Below are 21875 nucleotides of genomic sequence, written 5' to 3'. Positions count from 1 at the left end.
TTAAAAAAAAGCATTGGTTTACGCAGCAGCTTCGTTATGCATTGGTTTAATAGTAATCTCTGCCTTTATTTTTTTATACATGCTCAAAGCCTGGGCAACCACCTGATCCATATTGTAGTATTTGTACGTGGCTAAACGGCCAACAAAGTAAGTGTCTGACTGATCGGCCAGGGCTTTATATTTTTTATATAGTTCAGCGTTTTCAGGTCGGGGAATAGGGTAATACGGATCGCCGTTTGCTGTTGGAAACTCGTATACTAAACTGGTTTTATGATGCTTTTGCCCGGTTAAATACTTAAACTCGGTAATACGGGTAAAGGCATAATCATTCGGGTAATTGACCGTTCCTGTCCGTTGAAATTGCTCTTTATCCAATGTCTCGAATTTAAAATTGATCGAGCGGTACGGCAGCTTACCATAACAATAATCAAAATACTCATCTACCGGCCCGGTAAAGATCATTTTATTGAACGCGATATCATCTGTTATTTCATGATAATCTGTGTTCAGCATAATTTTAATGTTCGGGTGGTTAAGCATGTTTTCGAACATTTTGGTATAACCATTTAGCGGCATCGACTGGTATGTATCGGTAAAGTACCTATCGTCTTTATTAGTACGTGTAGGTACCCTTGCCGTTACCGATGCATCAAGCTCTGAGGGATCTAAGTCCCATTGCTTTTGGGTATAGCCTTTAAAAAATTTGTTATATAAATCGCGCCCCACCGCTTTAACCACCACATCTTCAGAGGTACGCACCTGCTTAACGTCTTCTGCCTTACCGGCAAAGAACCCTTCGAGTTCATTACTGCTCAGGTTTAAGTTGTAGAGCGTATTAATGGTGGTTAAATTGATGGGTACCGGCACCTGCTGTCCGTCAAGATCGGCCAATACCTTGTGCTGATAGTGCCTCCACTCAGTAAATTTCGACAGATAATTAAAAACTTCCTGGCTGTTGGTGTGAAAAATATGAGGCCCGTATTTATGAATCAGGATACCTTCATTATCATAATGATCATAAGCATTTCCGCCAATATGGTTTCTTTTATCTATCAGCAGCACTTTTTTATTTTCTGCTGCCGCAAGACGTTCTGCCAACACACTGCCCGCAAAACCCGCCCCTACTATCAAGTAATCAAACATCACGACTGAACTAAGGTATTATGAAAAACCGGCGCCGGGTTTAATGCAGTACTCATTACGCTTACCATCTGCGCACAGGTAATGTCCCAGGAGATGTTAGACAGGAACAGGTCGACCTTTTGCTGCCATTCCTTTTTATCTTTACGATCGAGTTCCTTTTCGCTAAGCATTACAAATTCTGCTGGTGTATCACCAATGGATACTAAACCAAGTTCACCATAAGGATTGACCACATCCCTGATGGCGGTTGATATAACTGGCAATCCTGCAGCCAAATATTCGGGGGTTTTGGTTGGGCTTATAAAGCGTGTAGATTCGTTAAGCAAAAATGGTATCAAGGCTATGTCCCACGCGGCCATCAAATCAGGCAATTCGGCATAACTTTTAGTGCCTATATAGTATATATTATCTTTTTGAGGCAAAGTTTGAGGGTCAATTTTCACCACCGGGCCCAAAAGCATTAAATCCCAATCGGGGCGCGCATCAGCTATTCCTTTTATAAGTTCAGCATCAAAGCGTTCATCAATAACTCCATAAAATCCCAGTTTTGGCCTGTATGCGGCATCCTGATTTTCTGCAGTTTTTTTTAGCATTCTTGCCTTGGCAAAATGCGATTTATCAATACTACTCGGAAAAGCATAAATATTAGTATGCTTATCTTTTTTGGCCTCGTATAAGGAATGCCCGCCAGTAAACACAACATCAGCCTTTTTTAATAATTCTTTTTCTAAGGTCTTGAGTGATTCAGGCGCAAACTTAAATGCCGACAACTCATCCATACAATCAAAAACTGTAAGTTCGGGCTTGTATTTCCGGCTAAATTCGAGCGCCATGGGGGTATAATACCAAAAAGCATAATTGGTTATTTGATGCTCTATCATGAAATCATCCAACAACTGCTCCTGTACACTTACAGATTCGGCCGGGTTTAAGCCAGCCGGAAGTTGGGGTATAATAAGCGTGATCTCGCTCCGTTGCTGCAATAAATAATGTGGAAGCTTTTCCGAAGCAATAACTACCGGTTCTTCCACATAAAAAACCTTCATGGCTTTTGCTAAGCGGGTTAATAGATGTTGTGGCCTTTGGAATACGAAGTCCCACCGGAGATGGGAAAAGCAAACCAGGTTTTTCGGCAGATCTTTCAATTCGTGCCCTAAGTGATCCATCGACTGATCGCTATTTAACTGCATATATTTACTTGTTTATTTTAAAAGTGCCAATAGCTGCAATTGTTTTAAAGTAAAAAATATAAATTATTATTTAATTCAATATCTGTAAATTTTAGTGTTATCATTACCTTGCCTTTTGGTATGTATGGTGTGAAAATCTTTTTTCTCACATCAGAGATCGTTTTAACCGGGTTGGATATATATATAGCGCTTGGCTAACACTTATTACAACAAAAACCACGTTTGCTTGTTGCTACAAGCATCCCGATGTAAAATTTCATGACTTCCATATCATGGTCTCCAGCAAAATACTTCCAACTTAGTCATGAGCTAAACTTACTTAATAATTAAAAAAACCACATGCATACTTCTGATGATAGCAGTCCGTTTCAATCTTTTTGGATGGGCGGCTATGAATGCACCGACCAACTGAATACCGTAGGCGACCGGGTAGATCTCATTAACACCACACATCACTTAAGCCGTTTAAATAGCGATTATAACGATATTAAAGATTTTGGTATTACCACGGTTAGGGAAGGCATCCGCTGGAGCTATGTAGAAAAGCAGCCTTACCATTACGATTTTAGTGTAGTTAAAACCATGCTTGTACAAGGCAAAGCGAATGGTATTCAGCAAATATGGGATATATGCCATTTTGGTTACCCAGATGATCTTAGCCCGTTGCATCCGCATTTTACCAAACGTTTTGTGGGTGTTTGTGGTGCATTTGTTGAGTTTTACAGGGCACTATATCCAACAGACACATTAATAGTAACTCCTATTAACGAGGTAAGCTTTATATCATGGTTGGGTGGCGAGGCAGCCGGAACTACACCCTATTGCACCGGTCAGGGCTGGACCATAAAGTATGCCTTGATGCGTGCTTACATTGCCGGTATTAAGGCCATGAAAGAGATTGACCCCGGCATTCGCATACTTACCACCGAACCTATTGTTAATATTGTGCCCCCTCTTTATGCTACTCAAGCTGAAATTGAAGAGGCTGCCCGGGTACATGATGAACAGTATCAGGCGTTGGATATATTGGTTGGGCGCATTTGCCCCGAGCTTGGGGGATCGCCCGATATGCTGGATTTGATGGGTGTTAACTTTTACTATAATAACCAATGGGTAGTTGGCTTTAATGAGTTTTTACCCTGGTTAAATGAAGAGGAAGACCCACGCTGGAGGCCTTTGAGCAAATTGCTGACAGAAGCATATAATCGTTATAATAAGCCTATCGTATTAACAGAAACCAGCCACCCCAAAGAAGACCGGCCGTTATGGATTGATTTTATCAGCAAACAATGCTTCAAAGTATTACAACAAGGCGTTCCTTTTTGGGGAATATGCCTATACCCTATTATTGACCGGCCCGACTGGGACAACCTCACTCACTGGCACCAAAGCGGCCTTTGGGACGAAGTGCATCTGGAAGATGGAACATCGGTTAGAATTTTAAATGAACCATACGCAAAAGCCTTAAGAAATTCTCAGCGTTTGATTTATTAAATGACCAATATGAATAACCCTAAAAGAAGTTAAAATATTGTTTTATATAAGCGCGTGTTGACTGTTATACTAAACCACAGCAGTATATATAACATCCATGGTTTAGTAGTAGTAGTAGGACTGATTGCTATGTTTAGTAAGCTAAACGGCCGGCTGATTGGAACAAAGGCAAATAATACCCGAGTGCTCCGTGATGTTCAGAAGTCGCAAATCTTGTGGCGCTTTATTATTACCCCCATCATAAACTAAAAATTTCAAGTAATGTAATACCTACCCATTGGTGGATGCAAGATTATTATTTTGAAAAATATGCTAAGCTGATTAATAATTGATATTATTGTTCTACCAATTATTTTTAAGATACGCCTTTGTTGTCAATTGATCCATTCGAAGAACGACGCTTACTCATTAGTGTTTCAAACGGAGATGAACAAGCATTCAGGAAACTTTATGATGCTTACTTCAACCGTTTGTCTGTTTATGTCTTTAAATTTAACAAATCAGAAGAAGCAACATCAGAGATCATACAGGATATATTTTTGAAACTGTGGACAACGCGTTCAACTATTACGGAAATTGATAGTCTTCAGGCCTACCTTTTCAGTTCTGCCCGTAACCGCTCAATTGATTACCTGCGTAAATTGGCCCGGGAAACCAACCTGATCAAAATGATCAGTGTGCAGTTAAATGATGAAAAAAACAACATCGAAGAAAGACTGAACCTTGCTGATTTGCAATTGCTTATTGGCCAGGCACTGGAAGAACTTTCTGAACAGAAAAAGCAGATCTTTAAACTCAGCAAATTAGATGGAATGAGCCATGATGAAATTGCTGAGATGATGAACCTTTCGAAAAGTACGGTCAAAAATCACTTGTCAGAAACCTTAAAACATCTGCGGAAGCACCTGAGTCAGCGGCCTGATCATGATTATCTGCTGGTTATCTTACTGCTAAAATTGTTGCGATAAACAAACTATCATAAAAGCAAAACGGCTCCGCTGTATTTAAACAGGGAGCCGTTTTGTTTAGTAATTATTCAGTTGCCTTATAAGGTACGTTTATCAACAGTTACATAATCAACCCACATCATGGTTTTACTAAAAAGGTTTATCTGGCTGTTATTAAATATGCCTACGTTGCTATTGGAACCTACGTTAAGATTGAAGATAATATTGTGCGGACCAAAATTTTGCAGCTGCAAGTTGCCGTTAATTGCGTTTGTGTAAGTAGAAACGGTTACCCCGTCAAGCTGAATAGTTACCGTTACACTTCCATTTACATTTTTCCAATACTCGTCATACGTATGCCAACCTGCGCTTACATTGTAAGGTTTTTCGCAGGTGTTACCCAGTTGGTTATTATTGGCAGAGGTGCCGTAAAATAAATTACTTGCGTACTTGGCATAATTGCCAAACGAGTACGCCTCTACAATGTCTATTTCGCCTTTAACAGGCCAGTTGGTTTCCTGCACTGTCCAAAAAGCCGGCCATGCACCATAAGTTTGTGTGAAGTCTTTCCAGGTGGTACCGTCTATGGCTACCAGTTTTATTGAAGCACTTGTGCGGTATTCTTCATTTGCATTGGGTTTAAAAGAAAAGTTAGACTTAATGAGGCCTGATTTATAGGTGCTGCCATTTTTAGTAGCTGTTAACACCAGCACATTTTTAGAGTCATAATTACCGGTAACCGGCACGTTAGGGTCGTAAATACAAATACCTGAATTGTAATCGGCCCGGTTTGCCTTAGTCCAGTTATTAAAACTGTTGCTGTTGTTAAAATCGTCGGTAAACAAGCGGGTCCATGGTCCTAATGCCGAAGCTTTATCATTGTCGGTACTTTCCACAGCAGTTTTTTTTGTGGCTAATGAATCGTCACCCTTTTGACATGACATCAGGGCAATAGACACTACCCCCATAGATAACAGGAATGCTGTTTTGATTTTTTTGTTCATACTATTGGTTTTAAATTGGTTTTAAAAATAAATTCCGGGTATTCGATCATCAGGTTTCATATGATCTGGAATTATTAACAAGACGCTCTGATAGGGTAATCGTACTGTTCAGGATGAAAATAATTCCGTTGAAAAAATATTTTTTTCAAGGCAGTACGTTTTAAAACTTCATTCGTCTTCTTCCTATAAACCAAGAGAAAGCTTTCCTTCAAGCCTCATTCATTTTCTAATATGATACCAGATCAACAATCAAGATTGCAATACTTATTGCAGCAATATGCCGACAATAAATGTACGCGCACAGAATTGCTGGAACTGATGGTGGCCTTGAAGCAGGATGGCAACCATAAAGAGTTGCATGATTCGATGCTAACTATGTGGGAGCATATCAAACCTGAGGAACAACTGCAAGGAATTGACAAGGAACAGATCTTCAGCAACGTAATGGAATCGGGAGTTGTACGGGAATTACCTGCCAGGCGGTACCCTATGTGGCGATGGGCTGCCGCTTGCATATTATTTATTGCTGCACTTGGATTTTACTTTTTAAGGCCAATTAGTCAGCCAAACAACTCCCTTACCCAAAAGCGTCCATCAGCCACTATAGTACCCGGTAGCAACAAGGCCGAACTCACCCTGGCGAATGGTAAAAAATTAACGTTAAATAATAGTAGTAGCGGTAAAATATCAACCAACGGTAACGTAACCTTTATTGAAATGGATAAAGGCAGGCTTACTTATAATGGCGAACTGGGTAACCAAAAAAATGATCATGTTGCCTTCAATACGCTCACTACACCGGCAGGCGGACAGTATCAGCTCATCCTGCCCGATGGAACCAAAGTTTGGCTGAATGCTTCATCTTCGCTGCGTTTCCCGGTGACCTTTGAGGGTAACAGCAGACGTGTTGAACTTACAGGCGAAGGCTACTTTGAAGTGGCTAAAAATAAAGCGAAGCCGTTTATCATCAATGCCAACGAGCAGGAAATTAAAGTATTAGGAACCCACTTTAATGTGATGGCTTACCAGGATGAAGCGAGCACAAACACTACCCTTCTTGAAGGCTCTGTGCAGGTTACCAAAGGAGAAGAGCGCAAGATACTGGTTCCGGGAGATCAGGCACGGGTTAACAGCAAAATTCAGATCGTACGGGTCGATCCTGAGGAATCAATAGAATGGAAGAACGGCAATTTCAACTTCTCTCATGAAAAGATTGAGGGAATTATGAGGAAATTGTCTCGTTGGTACAACGTTGACATTGAATATCACGGCAAAATAACGAATGAAGGGTTCGTGGGTACGGTGCCACGCTCAAAAGACCTGTCTGAGGTTTTAAGCACCCTGGAATCAACCGGGCTGGTTCATTTTAAAGTAAAAGAAAGGAGCGTTATAGTTATGCCTTAACCTTTACTCCTATCAAAGTTCGGGTAAAAACCGGAAGCGGTGCAACGCTCCCGGTCAATGTCTGGCTTTTACTTAAATAACTGTGAGCCAATTATAAATCAATTCAAACCAAACTATTCAAATATATGAATTTTTACGCTCTGTCAGAGTGTAAGCCGACTGCTTTCACCCATAAATTACTGCGGGTTATGAGAATTACCTTCTTACTGTTGATCACTTTTTTTGTTCAATTGTCCTTCGCGACACACGCGCAAACCTTAACCATAGATCAGGGGAATACGTCCTTGTTAAAAGCGATTAAGGAAATACAACGCCAAAGTAAATATCAGTTTTTATATACCGATGAGATGCTGAAAGGTGCCCGTCCGGTAAATTTATCCTTTAAAAACGCAACGCTGGAGGAGGTTTTAACCTCTTGCTTTGAAGGACAGCCCTTAACCTATGTTGTTAAAAATAAGACGGTCGTATTACGCCGCCGGATCACGGGATCTGCCACAACGGATGTACAAGCCATTACCGTGAAGGGTAAGGTACTTGACAACAAAGGCCAGCCCCTTGCAGGCGTAACCGTTAAAATTAAAGGTGCTTCCGCCGGCACCGTTACCGACCCTAACGGTAATTACAGTATTGCGGTTGCCAATGGTACCGTAACGCTAAGTTACAGTTACGTTGGTTTTGTAACCCAGGAAATTGTGGTAGAAAATCAAACCACGATCAATGTTATACTTCAGGAATCGGTTAAATCAATTGACAACGTGGTGGTGATTGGTTATGGAACGCAAAAGCGAGGAGATATAAACGGCGCTGTTTCATCCATTTCGGCCAGGGATATTCAAAATGTGCCCCAAACCAGTATTGACCAAATGCTGCAGGGTAAAGCTGCAGGGCTTACCATTACTCAAAATTCCGGAGCACCGGGGAGTTCAACCTCAGTACACATCAGGGGTATTACCTCTTTAAGTGGCAGTAACGAACCCTTGTATGTGATAGATGGTGTACCTGTTTCAGGTGACGCAACCAATGCCAGTACCAGCCGCACTTCGCCATTACAAAGCATTAATAATGATCAAACTGCGGTTAGTCCGCTATCGCTCATCAATCCTAATGATATCGAATCTGTGGATGTATTAAAAGATGCATCAGCAGCCGCTATCTATGGTAGCCGCGCATCTAACGGCGTTATTATCATTACTACCAAGCGGGGTAAAAACTCTGCGTCTAAGGTAACCTATGATGGTTGGCTGGGGTTTCAGCAGCCTGCAAAGTATCTTAAAATGATGGATCTGAAGCAATATGCCAACCTGCAAAATGCCTTAGGCGAATTGTATGGCGCCGTGCGTCCGGAATTTGCTGATCCAAGCCTTTTGGGTAAGGGAACGGATTGGCAGCGGGAAATTTTCCGCACTGCCGTAATGCAAAGCCACCAGGTTTCAATTTCGGGCGGCAAGGAAGGTACGAACTATTACCTGTCGGGCGGTTACCTCAAACAGGATGGTATGGTGATCGGATCGGGCTTTAACCGCTATTCGTTCCGTTCGAACGTAAACAGCCAGGTAAAAAACTGGCTGAATGTAGGTATGACCTTATCTGGCAGCCGTACTAACGAGAACGTTATTTTTAGTGACAATAACGGCATAATTTATAATGCACTACTTAATGCGCCAGACATAGCGGTATTAAACGCCGACGGCTCGTATGCAGGCCCACCAGCTAACCAGGTAGGCGGTGCCATTAACCCGGTTGCACAGGCTTTAAGCATAACTAATAATCTTATCCGCAATAAGATCAATGGCAATATGTATGCTGATATCCGCTTGTCAAAAGATCTAACATTAAGGTCAGAACTGGGAGGCGATTTCAATTTTACAGATAACCGCCTGTTTAACCCAACTTATGCCTGGGGACAATACGTAAATACCACGGCATCATTAAATCAATTGACTACCCAAAACACCTTTTGGGACTGGAAAGAGTACTTAACGTATTCGCATACCTTTAAATCAAAACATGCTGTAACCGCCCTGTTAGGGCACGAAGTGCAGCAGTATACTTATCGGGGTATGTCTGCCTACAGGCAAAAGTTTTTCAGCAACGATGTGCAAACCCTTAACTTAGGCGACGCAGCAACAGCAAGAAATGACGAGTTTAAAGGCAGTGGCGTACTTGAATCTGCTTACGCTCGTGGTATCTACACTTACAATGGCAAATACAGTATTACGGCAACCATAAGGGCCGATAAATCATCAAACTTTACACCGGAAAATAATACCGGTTACTTTCCTTCCTTCGCGGCATCATGGCGAGTTTCGGATGAGCCTTTTATGGCAAAATTTAAAACCGTAGCCGATAATATAAAACTACGCGTTGGATACGGACAGGTAGGCAATCAGGATGTAGGCGGGTATTTGTTCGGCTCATCCTTAACTCCTTCAGCTACAGGATTGGGCACCGGCTTTTTCTTCAACCAAATTCCTAACCCCAACCTTACCTGGCAAACCTCTATCCAAACCGACTTGGGTATTGATGCAAGCTTGTTTGGTAACCGTATTGACCTGACTTTTGACTGGTACAATAAAACCTCGAAAAACTTCTTGTTTCAACAACCCTTGCCGGCTTATTTAATAGGCGATGCCAACTATCTTGGGGGTATTAACCCGCCAACCATTAATGGTGGAAATTTGCAAAATAAGGGCTTTGAATTCACGATCAGGACGCAAAACATACGCGGTGAAGATTTTAAATGGAACTCAACCCTCATCTTTTCTCACTATGCCAACAAGGTAGTATCACTGGCCAATAACAGCGGCCCGCTTATTGGCGAAGTGGTTAACGGTTTCCTGCATTTACCTGTAACCCGTACCACCGTTGGTAGCGCCATTGGTGAATTTTACGGCTATAAGGTGGCCGGAATCTTCCAAAACGATGCCCAACTGCGTGGTGCCCCTGTTCAGTTTGGCCGCCCTATTAATCCTACCCAAAGCGGTACCTGGCTGGGCGATATACAGTATCAGGATCTGAATAATGATGGCAAGATCGATCAGAATGACCAAACATCACTGGGAAATCCGAACCCAAAATTCACTTATGGGTTTACCAACAATTTCAGCTTTAAGGCATTCGACCTATCGATATTTTTGAATGGTTCATACGGAGCAAAAATTTTAAATGTGCTTAACCGTACCATTGGTGGTATGTCCAGCTTGTACCAAAACCAACTGGCTTCAGTGGCCGGGTTCTGGACACCAACCAACACCGGTTCAAACATTCCGGCGCCAAAGGGAGGTACCGATAACCCGAACCTTGTTATATCAGACCGTTACATTGAAAGCGGATCATACCTCAGGATACAAAATATCAACTTAGGATATAATTTACCGGCTAAGTTGATCAACCGTGTAAGCCTGAGCCGGTTAAGGGTATATGCAAGCGTACAAAACCTTTACACATTTACCCCATACAAAGGGTACGATCCTGAAATAGGATCTGCTAACCAAAATGTTTTTCAAACCAATATTGACCTTGGAAGATACCCCATTCCACGAACCATCACTTTTGGTGTAAATGCAGAATTTTAATAACAGAGGTAACAAAATGAAAATACATATTAAATATATACCAGCTTTTATATTGTTAAGTGCCCTTACGCTTGCCGGATGCAAAAAAGAGTTTTTTAACCGCCCGCCCGAGAGTGCCCTTACGCTCAATAATTTTTATCAAAATACAGATCAGGTGAAGTCAAGTACCAATGCGCTGTATAATGCGCCATGGTTTCATTGGAACAACCAGGCCAGTTGGTCGATAACCGAACTATATGGCGGTAACGCCCGGACCTACTCAAGTGATGTGGTCAACTTTGGAAAATTTGCGGTAACCGGTGATAACCTGGTTTTGAGTGACGGCTGGAAATCACTGTTTACTGTTGTGGCCCAGTCAAATGCACTGCTCAATAACCTGAAAAATAATGTACCGGCATCGGTTCCAACGGCAGTAGTAAACAATGCCTTAGGCGAAGCGAGGCTGATGCGTGCGTTGGCTTATTTTCACCTGGTGAGGATATGGGGAAACGTACCGATCATTGAAAACAGCCTGGATTATGTTGACAATTTCCAGATCAATACTAACCCGGTAAGTGATGTTTACAAGTTTATTGTTAACGATCTGAAATTTGCTGAAGCAAATTGTACAGCTATGGTGCGCAGCGGCTCTTCGCAGGCCCAGGGGCATGTTTCCAGCGGATCGGCTACGGCATTGCTTGCAAAGGTTTACTTATATTTGGGTGATTATGCCAATGCCCGCACTTGTGCCGAAAAGGTTATTAATAGTGGTGAGTTTAAACTGTTTGGTGCTGATGTTCAGGGCAAAACATATAATGACTTGTTTAAAACATCAAATAACAACAACGAGGAATCGGTTATTGCCATACAGTGGCTTGGCGGCGGATCTTATGGGCATGGTAATTCATTGCAATCATCATTTGCTTACAACTCTACTATTACCGGCACAGGTGATGGTTATGCCGTTGTTGGCCCTACAATAGATCTACAGCAGGCTTACGAGCCCGGCGATCAGCGTGTTTATGCAACAATTATGCTGGCGGGTGCCAAATACCCGGAGCTAAACCAATCCAATGGAGGCTTCACCGTACCGAGTGATGTAAACGCACAGGACACCCGCGCGGCGGTTAAAAAATATGTAGTAGGAACCCCTTCAGACAATGGCGGCTTAGGTGCACAGTTTTCGGCCGGTAACAACACTTACTTAATGCGCTATGCAGATGTACTGTTGATAGAGGCCGAAGCCGTATTGGCCGGTGGAGCCACAACTTCTGCCCCTGCCGCGTTAATTCCGTTTAACAAGGTAAGATCACGCGCAGGCCTTAACCCTTTACCTGCCATTACCCAGGCTTCTATTTTGCACGAACGCCGGGTTGAGTTTGCCTTTGAAGGTGATTACTGGTTCGATCTTTACCGCATGGACGGCTGGAACGGTATTCTCACAAACCAGCATCCTAAGGCTATCGCAGCTATCAGTAACCAGGAACGTGGCATTTACAGTGCCGATAAACCACCGGTTACTTACTCTCAAAAATTTACACCCACCAACGCAAATTTTGTATTCCCTTACCCGGCCACCGAGGTTGCGCAAAATGCAAAGCTTAACCAAGCTCCGGTTCCATATGTTTTCAAATAACAGCTAAAGAAATTCAAGATGAAAAGTAAAAATATTTTAAAGATTACTTGGGGTATATCGATGCTGCTATGCCTGATTACCTTATTTACCTCGTGTAAAAAAGATAAAAACGAGGACTCGGGCACGCCGGTAATCAGCCGGGTAAGAACAGTTAGCAAAGACTCAACGCTGAGAAACGTAACCACGCGCATCAACCTTGATTCAAGTTCGGTAGCAGATAAAATTAAAAAAGTGGCGTTCGATTCTACGGTTACCAGCGGGCAGTTAAATGGCCTCTATGCAATCCTTGGATCTAATTTAAAATCAACCTCACAGGTTCTGTTCAATGGCGTTCCGGCTTACTTTAATCCGGCGCTGGTTACCTCCGAAAGTATCATCATTACCATACCAATCAATACCCCGTGGGGCAGCAATCAACCCAATAAACTTACCGTTGTAACCAATAAAGGCCGTACCGATTTCGATTTTGTAATACAGCAGCCAACCGCAACTATTACCAACTTTGACCCGTTAGCAGGCAGTGCCGGTGATATTGTCACTTTAACCGGTACTAATTTTAATGGTGTTAGTAAAGTTACATTTGATAATACCCCTGCTACCATTGTAGGCACCCCTACTCCTACGCAAATTCAGGTTAGAGTACCGGCTGGGGTTGTACAGGCCTACATTTATGTAACCACACCCGGCGGTGTAGCCAAATCACAAACTGCCTTTGGGTTCAAGTACCTTATTTATGATGATGCACTGGCCAAGGGTTGGTGGATTGGCGGCTGGAATGGTGGCGATAAACCAAATTTCAGTAATACATCACCTGTAAAAAGAGGCAGTAACTCCATTGCTGTTACTTATTTAGGCGGCTATGCCGGTTTTCAAATAGGCAATGCTGGCGGTACTATAAGCCTTGCAGACAAATCGGCCATTAAACTCTCCATTTATGGTGGCCCCGGAAGCGATGGTAACGTGGTGCGTATAATGGTGATGGGACCCGATAAAGATGGCAAACAAGCCATTAGTGATAACGAGGGTGTGGTAGTTACCTTAAAAGCCGGACAATGGACAGATTTCACCATTCCGTTAACAAGCTTCGGAACACGACCGGTGATCATGGAACAACTTCGCATCCAGGAATTGAGCGGAATTTCTGCACCTGAAACTATTTACATTGATGATATTGGATTTATATAGCCAATGAAATGAAGTCGCTATTTAGTTAGCGACTTCATTTAGTACTACCATATAAACCTCACTATAAAATATACTATAACGCCACTTTAGCATTATATGCCAAAACAACCAACCAAGAACCAGGACTTAGATCGCCGCAAGTTTATTAAGGCCGGAGTTACTATCGCGGGCATTTCAGCAGTACCTGTTTTAACATCAAACACCAATATTGCCACTAATACCAACACACCGGAAATATACAACCGGGTGAACAACAAATCATTTCCGAAAGGTTTTCTTTGGGGCACAGCTACGGCATCTTACCAGGTGGAAGGGGCTGTAAACGAAGATGGACGGGGAAAGTCTATTTGGGATACCTTTTCACACATACCCGGCAAGATCAAAAACAATGAGAATGGGGATGTGGCCTGTGACATGTATCATCGTTACAAGGAAGATATTAAGCTGATGAAAGAAATGAACACCCGGTCGTTTCGTTTCTCTATAGCATGGCCGCGCATTTTTCCAGATGGCAAAGGGGCACCAAATTTAAAAGGTATTGATTTTTACAACCGCTTAACGGATGAGCTTTTGGCTAATGGAATTCAACCGTTCGCTACCTTGTATCATTGGGATCTGCCGCAGGCGCTGCACGATAAATATAATGGATGGCAATCGCGCGAAACCGCACATATTTTTGGTGAATATGCAGGTTACGTAGCAAATAAGCTGGGAGACAGGGTAAAACATTTTTTTACCATGAACGAGATCAGAACGTTTGTTGAATTGGGATATGGTAACGGACAATTTGCACCGGGTTTAAAACTGGATAAAAAAGCACTCTACCAGGTGAGACATAACGCCGTATTAGCACATGGGCTGGCCGTTCAGGCCATAAGGGCACGTACAGCTTCGGGTGTTAAAGTGGGTATAGCAGAAAATCTGGATGTGCCGGTTCCGATCATTGAAACCCCGGAAAACATCAAGGCTTCTCAATTAGCTATGCGCGAGCAAAATGCCGGTTATTTAAGTGTGATTATGGATGGGCGGTATACCGACCGTTTTTTGAGCAATGCTGGTGCAAACGCGCCGCAGTTTACAGGCGAAGACCTAAAGATTATCAGTAGCCCATTAGATTTTGTTGGACTAAATATTTATATGCCGTCTCAATATGTTGAGGCAGCCAATAATCCTGAAGGTTACCGGTTTATTCCTTTTGCCAAATCACAGCCCCGTAGTACCTCAGAATGGCAGGTGCTTGGCCCCGAATGTTTATACTGGGGCCCAAAAAACGCACAGATTTTATGGAACGCAAAAGAAATATACATTACCGAGAATGGCTGTAGCGGCTCTGATGAACTCACGGCAGACGGACACGTGTATGACACCGACCGGATAACCTTTATGCGCAATTACCTCACCCAGCTCCAAAGAGCAACGGCTGATAATGTACCTGTTAAAGGTTATTTCTACTGGAGCATGATGGATAATTTTGAATGGGCCAGCGGATATGAAATCCGTTTCGGGCTGTTTTACCTTAATTATAAAAACCTAAAGCGTATCCCCAAAGCAAGTGCAGCATATTTTAAAACCATTGCTTTAAAAAACGAATTAGTTTGATGTATAGTGCTGCTTCCTATGGTATTTTGCAACCCTTACATTGATATGTTCATTAAACTTATTAAACAGCAATACTGAAGAGTATTGCTGTTGCTTTATTTTACTTAATTGTGCATTACTCGGCACCATGCAAAAACGGAGGGAAAACTATGGTAATGATAGTCCCATGGTTGCTGTTTATAGAGAACGTACCTCCTAACTGCTCGGTAAGCCCCACCATTAAATTAATACCTAATGACGTACAATTGTACATATCAAAATCTTCCGGCAGGCCTTGCCCGTTATCCTTTATTGTTAATATATACATCCCATCAGCAGCTCGGGCTAAGGAAACAGTAATTTGGGGATACTGGGTTTGAGCAAATGCATATTTAATACTGTTGGTTATAGCTTCGTTAAGCATCAAACCAATTGGTACCGATTCAGCTGTACTTAAATAGGCTTCAATTACGTCAAATTTAAATTTCACATTTAGCTTTGACCTAAATGAGTCACAAATACTTTGTACAAGCTCTTCCAGGTATAGCTTAAACTCAACGGTTGCCAGGTCATTTGATTGATACAACTTTTGATGAACAATTGAAATAGCCTGCATACGGTTTTGGCTGTCACGTATTGCGGTTTTGGCCTCTTCATTATTAAGATACGCCGACTGAGTATTTAAAAGACTTGAAATTATTTGCAGATTGTTTTTTACACGGTGATGTATTTCTTTGATCAGCCATTCCTTTTCGCCAACCAACTGGTTTAATTGCCGGTTTTGTGACTGAATTTCATTTTGCTGAACTTTTAACACATTATTACTATGCTGTTTTGCCCTGTACAAGTACAACATAAGCCCTACGATTATAAAGGACGCAAATAAGCCGGTACCAATTAATTTCTTTTCAAGAGAACTTCTTTCAATTTCACTTTGCTGTACATGATTTCTGTTCCTGAGCTTCAGGTTTTCTTTTTCTTTCTTCTCAGTTTGATATTGTAAGCGCAGTTCGGCCGACTGTTTTACCTTGTCTGCATTAGAAATCGAATCGAGTATTTTATGCCCGGTATTACTGTGTTTTATAGCATCAAGATAACGGCCTTCAGCAGAATCAATTTTAAATTGATTAAAATGTGCTACTGCAACTTCGCCCTGTGGATTAATACCTGGAGGTGCATTCAGCAATTCGGCAAGAAAAGGCTTTGCTTTGTAATATTTGCCACGAGCCATGTAAAAAGGGATCACCCATCTGCACCATTGATAGTATGAATAATCCTTTCTTAAGTTTTTAACTTTCCCGGCTATCTGATCATGATATTTTTCAGCCACATCAAGTTTGTTCAGTGCAACATAACAATCACTAAAAAGGGTTGCAATAAATAACTCATCGCTGGGTAAAGGCGGGTGTAATTTTATAGTCTTCTTAAGTTCATCCAAGCCACTTTTCGCCTTTCCGCTGCGTATATTTTCCCACAAAACTCCCCGGTAAAGTCCATACGGAAAATAGTTTGGAGATTTAGCAGTTTCAGCTATGCTTTTTTTTAAATATTCAGAGGCCAATGCCTTTTGTCCTAAGTATTCGCAAGTTTGATATATATTGTAGTAAAAATGATCAAGGCCTTTATCTGTACCGGTAAATTCCGCACATTTTTCGGCAGCAATACCGTAAAACATTGCCTTTTTATACTGCCCCTTGTTGTTATAAACGGCAATCAGCAGATCATACGTAAATTGCAAATTTTTATATCCGGCAAGCTTATATAATTTTACAACCTCCAATAACTTCTGCTCTGCAGAATCGAGCTTACCCTCCTGGAGGTTCATATCAGCTAATTCCTTTTTTATCCAAATTGCAGTTCCCTGGTTAGGCAAACCTTTTGAGTACGATAAAGCCGTTTTAAGCAGATTTACACGATCAGGTATAGTATAGCAGTGATTAGACCTTTCTATCCATGCCTTTGCAAGCAGTCCGGGCTTACGAAGGCGTAGGGACCTGTTAATAACACTATTAAATTTTTGTGCGCAAAGGGTTGAGTCGCATTGGTTCTCTTTTAATAATTTAAATTGGTAAATTTCGGCTAAGGTAGCAAGTGTGGGCATCCTTGCTTTAAGAGCAGTACTCCGGGCAAGGCTAAATTCAGTATTAGCCTGGTTCATATCCTCCTTGTCCGAACCCGGCTTTTCCAACCAATAAAGTCCCAAAAGAATGTGAAGCCTTACTTTGAGTGATCCGGTAGCGTTTTTAGTTAGCTCAGTAATTTTAGGCACTTTTTTTTTCTCGATCCAAATTTTGGCTTGCAATACAAGGGCATCGTCAACGCCTTTATTATAGCTAATGCCACGGCTTAGTTTTTGGGCTACTTGAGTATAATGGAGGGACGAATCTAAAAACAGATTATAACTTTTATTATTTAAATAAAAATTAGCTATTAGCAATGCGCTGTTTGCTTTATCAATATCACTTTCGGCTGTTTGATATTGATGTAAAAGATCGGGTAGTGCGTTTTTTAAGTCTGTATCATCTGATGCCTTTGCAAGGCTGAAAGGAGTTAAAACAAGTAAGAATCTCAGTAAATACATCCAAACTTTCATACGCACCATGATTTTTTAAGGCGTATACAGGAGCAACTGAATGCACAGTGAAATAATAAATTAAAAGTACTCTTTGCCTTACAAATGACTGATGATAAGTGCTTGAGATGTCCAATTTTCATTAATGGTTAATGGTATGTGTTTCAGTTGTTTGAGCACTATAAAACTATCAAACAATTTACCATAAATCAATACTTTGATTCACAAATACTTATATAGCAAAATCATTTCGTAAAATAACGATATATCGTTATTTTACGAAATGATAATAATACTTTCAAAAGGAATTGTAATTAACTGTAATAACCGTTTAATTAAACAATGCTTTATGAAGCTCACCGGCTGCTTGTAAAATTCCACTCTGCACCTCAGGTACTTTTGCAAGCGGATTTAACAATCCAAAATCATGAATCATTCCCTGGTACCTCATTAAACTTACCGGTACTCCGGCTTCATTCATTTTACGCGCGTAAGTTTCACCTTCATCTCTCAAAACATCATTTTCGGCAACTTCAACAATTGCTTTGGGCAAGCCTTTTAAGCGCTCAATAGGTGCTTGCAGCGGCGATGCATACACATTATTGCGCTTGCCCGGCTCGGGGATATAGCTGTTCCAAAACCAGTTCATTAATCCTTTAGTTAAAAACCTGCCTTCGGCATATTGATTATATGAAGCCGTTTCCATATTGGCATCAGTAACCGGCCAAAACAACACCTGCAGTTTAATATCTGGTCCATTTTTATCTTTGGCCATTAATGAAACCACCGCAGCCATATTACCGCCAACACTGTTACCTGCTACCGCAAGCTTTTTGCCATTTACGCCAATCTCGGTACCATGAGCAGCAACCCATTTGGTAGCAGCATAAGCCTGGTTAATGGCAACCGGAAATTGTGCCTCGGGCGATGGTGTGTAATTAACAAATACAGCTGCTGCACCCGAGTTTACAACTAAGTCTCTAACCAGGCGCTGGTGTGTTGGAAAATCGCCCAGTATCCACCCGCCGCCGTGGAAATACATAAACACAGGCAATACTTTTTTAACGCCCGCCGGCTTAACAATATGCAGGCTGATGGTCATACCGTCTTGCTGTATCTTTTTCTCTGTAATGGCAATACCTGATAAATCTACCTTAACAGATGCCTGAAGACCTGAGAGTACAGCTCTGGCATCTTTAGGAGAATACGTTTCAAGTGGTTTGCCTCCCGAAGAGTTCAAGATTTTCAAAAAAGCACGGGTTTGTTTCTCAATGTTTTGGTCGGTGTTTGCATCAACCTGTTGCGCATTAGCGCCGTTAAATACTAAAAGTGTGCCCAACACCATTAGCATTGTTTTTAGAGTTTGTTCTGTTTTCATGATGATTTTGTTTTTTATTTTGCTCTCGATTTGAAGGCTCATGCTTAGCTCGAATTTGGAACAACTGTTTATCAGTTCCAAATTACCATCCAAACAACAAGAACCTAACAATCAGAATATTATGAATAATTACTGAAATTTATTTGGTGAAATACCGTTGATTTACGGCTGGCAGATAATGTATAACACCAAAGTACATGGCTTAAACTAAGCCATGGTTTTGTTTAAAAGTATTTGTGCTTTTGGGGATAGAAAAGTAAAACTCAGAGCCTTGATCAGGTACACTTTGCACCCAAACATTTCCACCGTGACGGGAAATAATTTCCTTAACCAGGTATAGTCCAAGTCCGTGCCCTTCGGCCATGGTGCCGTTTACTCTGTAATACCGGTCAAATACTTTTTCCAGGTGCTCATGATCCATACCCGTCCCAGTATCTTTTACAAATACGATCAAATTTCCGTCGTTGTTACGTGCCCCAATAGTAATTTCAGAGCCAGGTAATGAATACTTTACTGCATTGGTCAGGTAATTTTTAATAACCTGATTAATTTTCCTTTTATCGGCCCTTAAATTGATGGCTGCAGGTACACAGTTTATAAAATGATAATCTGTGTGTTTCAATTTCATTTCTTCAATAACTGGCTCAACAATAGATGACAGATCAAAGTATTCTACATCAAGGTTCATTTGCTTATTCTCGATAGTGGAGCACGTTAACAAATCCTCCATTAAATAGGCCATGGAAGAAACCTGGTCATCGGCCTTGCTTAAAAACAGGGCGGCATCCTTGATATTATTTTCGGTTGATATTTTATGAGCCCGTTGCAAATAGAGTTTGATGGCACTTAAAGGACCTTTTAATTCATGGCCTAATAAAGCTAACCGGTCACTATTCCAGGTTTCCAGATTCTTAGTTTCCGTAATATCTGTTAACGACCCAAGGTAGCTCACACCTGAACTTTTAGGATGATGAGAACTTTTACCTGTTAATTTAAACCACTTCCCTTCTACCCCGGGCTTATTTGCTTTGCACTTAAACTCAATGGCAAAGTTATTACCACACTTGCAAGCTCTTTTAAGCTCCTTTACAACCCGATACCGTTGCGAATGGGCAACAAATTGAAATATCTCTGTGAAAGTATAATCTTGCTGCTCTGCAAGGCCTAAAAGTAACTGAAAGCCATAAGATACCTTTAAGCGTAAAGATTTTTCTTTAAGTGTCCACACCCCAATATTCGAATGAGTAAAGATCTCATTGAAAATATGGTTGTTAAAAGAATCATTGTAAGATTCTGAATTTCTGGCCGTAAGAGCCAGAAGCGGGGCTGAAATTTGCTGGTCTAAAAGATAAGGTGTCATAATGAGAGTGGTTGCAGGCCCACAATTGGGGCACCGTGTTATTAATCTATTGTTAATACAGCATTATAACCAAAGCCCATACCAAACACACAAAACATTGAAAATCAGAATATTAAAAAAAATGCATTAATGCCAAAAATTACTGTATATCGCTATTTTATTAAAGTGCAGTAGTTAATCAGCATTGAGCAATACGATCATAGTCTCTAACTAAAAGTATATAGTTTCTTCATATTTCATTTGTAAGTTAACTTGCACAATTGCTTCGGCGCCGTATTCGTAAATAAACGGTATAACGCGAAATCAACATATCAGAAAATCGATTCAATGATTTGAATTTCAATTATTTAACCCATGGCACATTTCATGAATTGATACAGCTAAACAAATTCATGAAAACTAAAAACACAACTAAAATGATTGCCGCTGCAGCAGTGGCCTTTTTAACTTTAGCAAGCCCTGCTTCGCTTAAAGCCCAAACAACCAAAGTAAAAAATATTGTGATAGTTCATGGCGCATTTGCTGATGCATCGGGTTGGGAAGCTGTTTACAAAATTCTTGTTAATGATGGTTATAAAGTAACCTTGGTTCAAAACCCAACCAGCTCACTTGAAAACGATGTGGCTGCCACCAATTTTGCATTGGAACGCCAGGATGGCCCTGCAGTTTTGGTTGGACACTCGTGGGGAGGTACTGTAATAACACAGGCAGGTAACTCCAACAAAGTTAGTAGCCTGGTTTACGTAGCTGCGTTTATTCCAGATGCGGGTGAATCTACATTAGATTTGGTGCAAACTGTGAAAGAGCAGCCAAAGGGAATTTTGCCCCCTGATGATAAAGGCAATGTTTACCTGGCCAAATCAACATTCAGAGAAACCTTTGCCAGCGGAGAAAGCATAGAGAAATCTAACTTCATGTTTGATTCGCAGATACCGCTAACAGTAAAAGCCTTTACAGATAAAGTGACCATTGCAGCCTGGAAAAACAAACCCGTTTACGCCGTAAAACCATCAAATGACCAAACTATAAATATGGGTTTAGAAGATACCATGAATAAAAGAGCAAATGCTAAAGTTACCCATATCAATGGTGGGCATACTCTTTTTATGAATCAGGCCAAAGCTGTAGCTGCAGTTATTGAAGCAGCTGCAAATGGTAAATAACCATAAATTAAACACCATTTTAAAACCCTTTTTTGCGGCTCGGTTAAAGCTGCAAAAAAGGGCTTTTAGTTTGTATCACACGCTCCCGATTGAATAATACGCATCAATGGGAAATAACCTTACCAGTTTCTTTCGAAGCATCGTAAAGAAGCTTCCTTTTTCTGAATGAGACTTAAAAACAGGTATTTTAGAAACAATTACCTTATAAAATAGCCTGAAAGGTAAAAACCTTAATTAAGCTCACTAATTTAAGCGCAAATAAAAAGG

The 21875-nt window shown here is 41.2% G+C and carries 14 protein-coding genes; 8 read left to right on the top strand and 6 right to left on the bottom strand.

Annotated features, from left to right (window positions below; genetic code table 11):
• Positions 1–18: 18 nt before the first annotated feature.
• Both glf and QE417_RS21865 read right to left on the bottom strand, forming a co-directional pair.
• Positions 19–1143, bottom strand: a complete 1125-nt coding sequence (gene glf / locus QE417_RS21870; protein ID WP_311953756.1) for a UDP-galactopyranose mutase — start codon at positions 1141–1143, stop codon at positions 19–21.
• Positions 1143–2333 carry a glycosyltransferase gene (locus QE417_RS21865; RefSeq protein WP_311953753.1) on the bottom strand — a complete coding sequence of 397 codons (1191 nt, stop codon included), beginning with the start codon at positions 2331–2333 and terminating at the stop codon, positions 1143–1145. The genes glf and QE417_RS21865 overlap by 1 nt, the downstream gene beginning before the upstream one ends.
• A gap of 339 nt (positions 2334–2672) precedes the next feature.
• Here QE417_RS21865 and QE417_RS21860 point away from each other — a divergent pair, with 339 nt between their 5' ends.
• Positions 2673–3827 carry an amine oxidase gene (locus QE417_RS21860; RefSeq protein ID WP_311953751.1) on the top strand — a complete coding sequence of 385 codons (1155 nt, stop codon included), beginning with the start codon at positions 2673–2675 and terminating at the stop codon, positions 3825–3827.
• Positions 3828–4195: 368 nt separating this feature from the next.
• On the top strand, positions 4196–4795 hold the full coding sequence (locus QE417_RS21855; RefSeq protein ID WP_311953749.1) for an RNA polymerase sigma factor: 600 nt from the start codon (positions 4196–4198) through the stop codon (positions 4793–4795).
• A 77-nt stretch (positions 4796–4872) separates the two neighbouring features.
• Here the strand turns inward: QE417_RS21855 and QE417_RS21850 are convergent, their stop codons facing one another.
• Entirely contained in the window at positions 4873–5778 is a 906-nt protein-coding gene (locus tag QE417_RS21850) for a glycoside hydrolase family 16 protein (RefSeq protein ID WP_311953747.1), read from the bottom strand.
• Between the two features lie 231 nt (positions 5779–6009).
• Here QE417_RS21850 and QE417_RS21845 point away from each other — a divergent pair, with 231 nt between their 5' ends.
• The 5 genes from QE417_RS21845 to QE417_RS21825 all read left to right on the top strand — a co-directional run bounded on the left by QE417_RS21845 (position 6010) and on the right by QE417_RS21825 (position 15156).
• On the top strand, positions 6010–7182 hold the full coding sequence (locus tag QE417_RS21845) for a FecR family protein (protein WP_311953745.1): 1173 nt from the start codon (positions 6010–6012) through the stop codon (positions 7180–7182).
• Between the two features lie 188 nt (positions 7183–7370).
• Entirely contained in the window at positions 7371–10757 is a 3387-nt protein-coding gene (locus QE417_RS21840) for a TonB-dependent receptor (protein WP_311953742.1), read from the top strand.
• A 16-nt stretch (positions 10758–10773) separates the two neighbouring features.
• Positions 10774–12372 (top strand): RagB/SusD family nutrient uptake outer membrane protein, encoded by a 1599-nt coding sequence (locus QE417_RS21835; protein WP_311953741.1) that lies wholly within the window; start codon positions 10774–10776, stop codon positions 12370–12372.
• An 18-nt stretch (positions 12373–12390) separates the two neighbouring features.
• Positions 12391–13557, top strand: a complete 1167-nt coding sequence (locus tag QE417_RS21830; RefSeq protein ID WP_311953740.1) for an IPT/TIG domain-containing protein — start codon at positions 12391–12393, stop codon at positions 13555–13557.
• A gap of 96 nt (positions 13558–13653) precedes the next feature.
• Complete coding sequence (locus QE417_RS21825; protein ID WP_311953738.1) at positions 13654–15156, top strand: GH1 family beta-glucosidase; 1503 nt, start codon at positions 13654–13656, stop codon at positions 15154–15156.
• 115 nt (positions 15157–15271) lie between these two features.
• Here QE417_RS21825 and QE417_RS21820 read toward each other — a convergent pair whose 3' ends face one another.
• The 3 genes from QE417_RS21820 to QE417_RS21810 form a co-directional block, all read right to left on the bottom strand.
• Positions 15272–17728, bottom strand: a complete 2457-nt coding sequence (locus tag QE417_RS21820; protein ID WP_311953737.1) for a tetratricopeptide repeat-containing sensor histidine kinase — start codon at positions 17726–17728, stop codon at positions 15272–15274.
• Between the two features lie 310 nt (positions 17729–18038).
• Positions 18039–19085: an alpha/beta hydrolase gene (locus tag QE417_RS21815; protein WP_311953736.1), complete on the bottom strand. Its 1047-nt coding sequence runs from the start codon at positions 19083–19085 to the stop codon at positions 18039–18041.
• A 202-nt stretch (positions 19086–19287) separates the two neighbouring features.
• A complete protein-coding gene (locus QE417_RS21810; RefSeq protein WP_311953735.1) occupies positions 19288–20445 on the bottom strand; it encodes a PAS domain-containing sensor histidine kinase in 1158 nt (385 codons plus the stop codon).
• A 392-nt stretch (positions 20446–20837) separates the two neighbouring features.
• On the opposite strand from QE417_RS21810, the gene QE417_RS21805 reads away from it, so the two are divergent.
• Positions 20838–21608 (top strand): alpha/beta hydrolase, encoded by a 771-nt coding sequence (locus QE417_RS21805; RefSeq protein ID WP_311953734.1) that lies wholly within the window; start codon positions 20838–20840, stop codon positions 21606–21608.
• The last annotated feature ends 267 nt before the right edge of the window (positions 21609–21875 follow it).

The sequence above is a fragment of the Mucilaginibacter terrae genome (assembly GCF_031951985.1).
Taxonomy (GTDB): domain Bacteria; phylum Bacteroidota; class Bacteroidia; order Sphingobacteriales; family Sphingobacteriaceae; genus Mucilaginibacter; species Mucilaginibacter terrae_A.
This window is presented reverse-complemented; position numbering and strand designations above follow the sequence as displayed.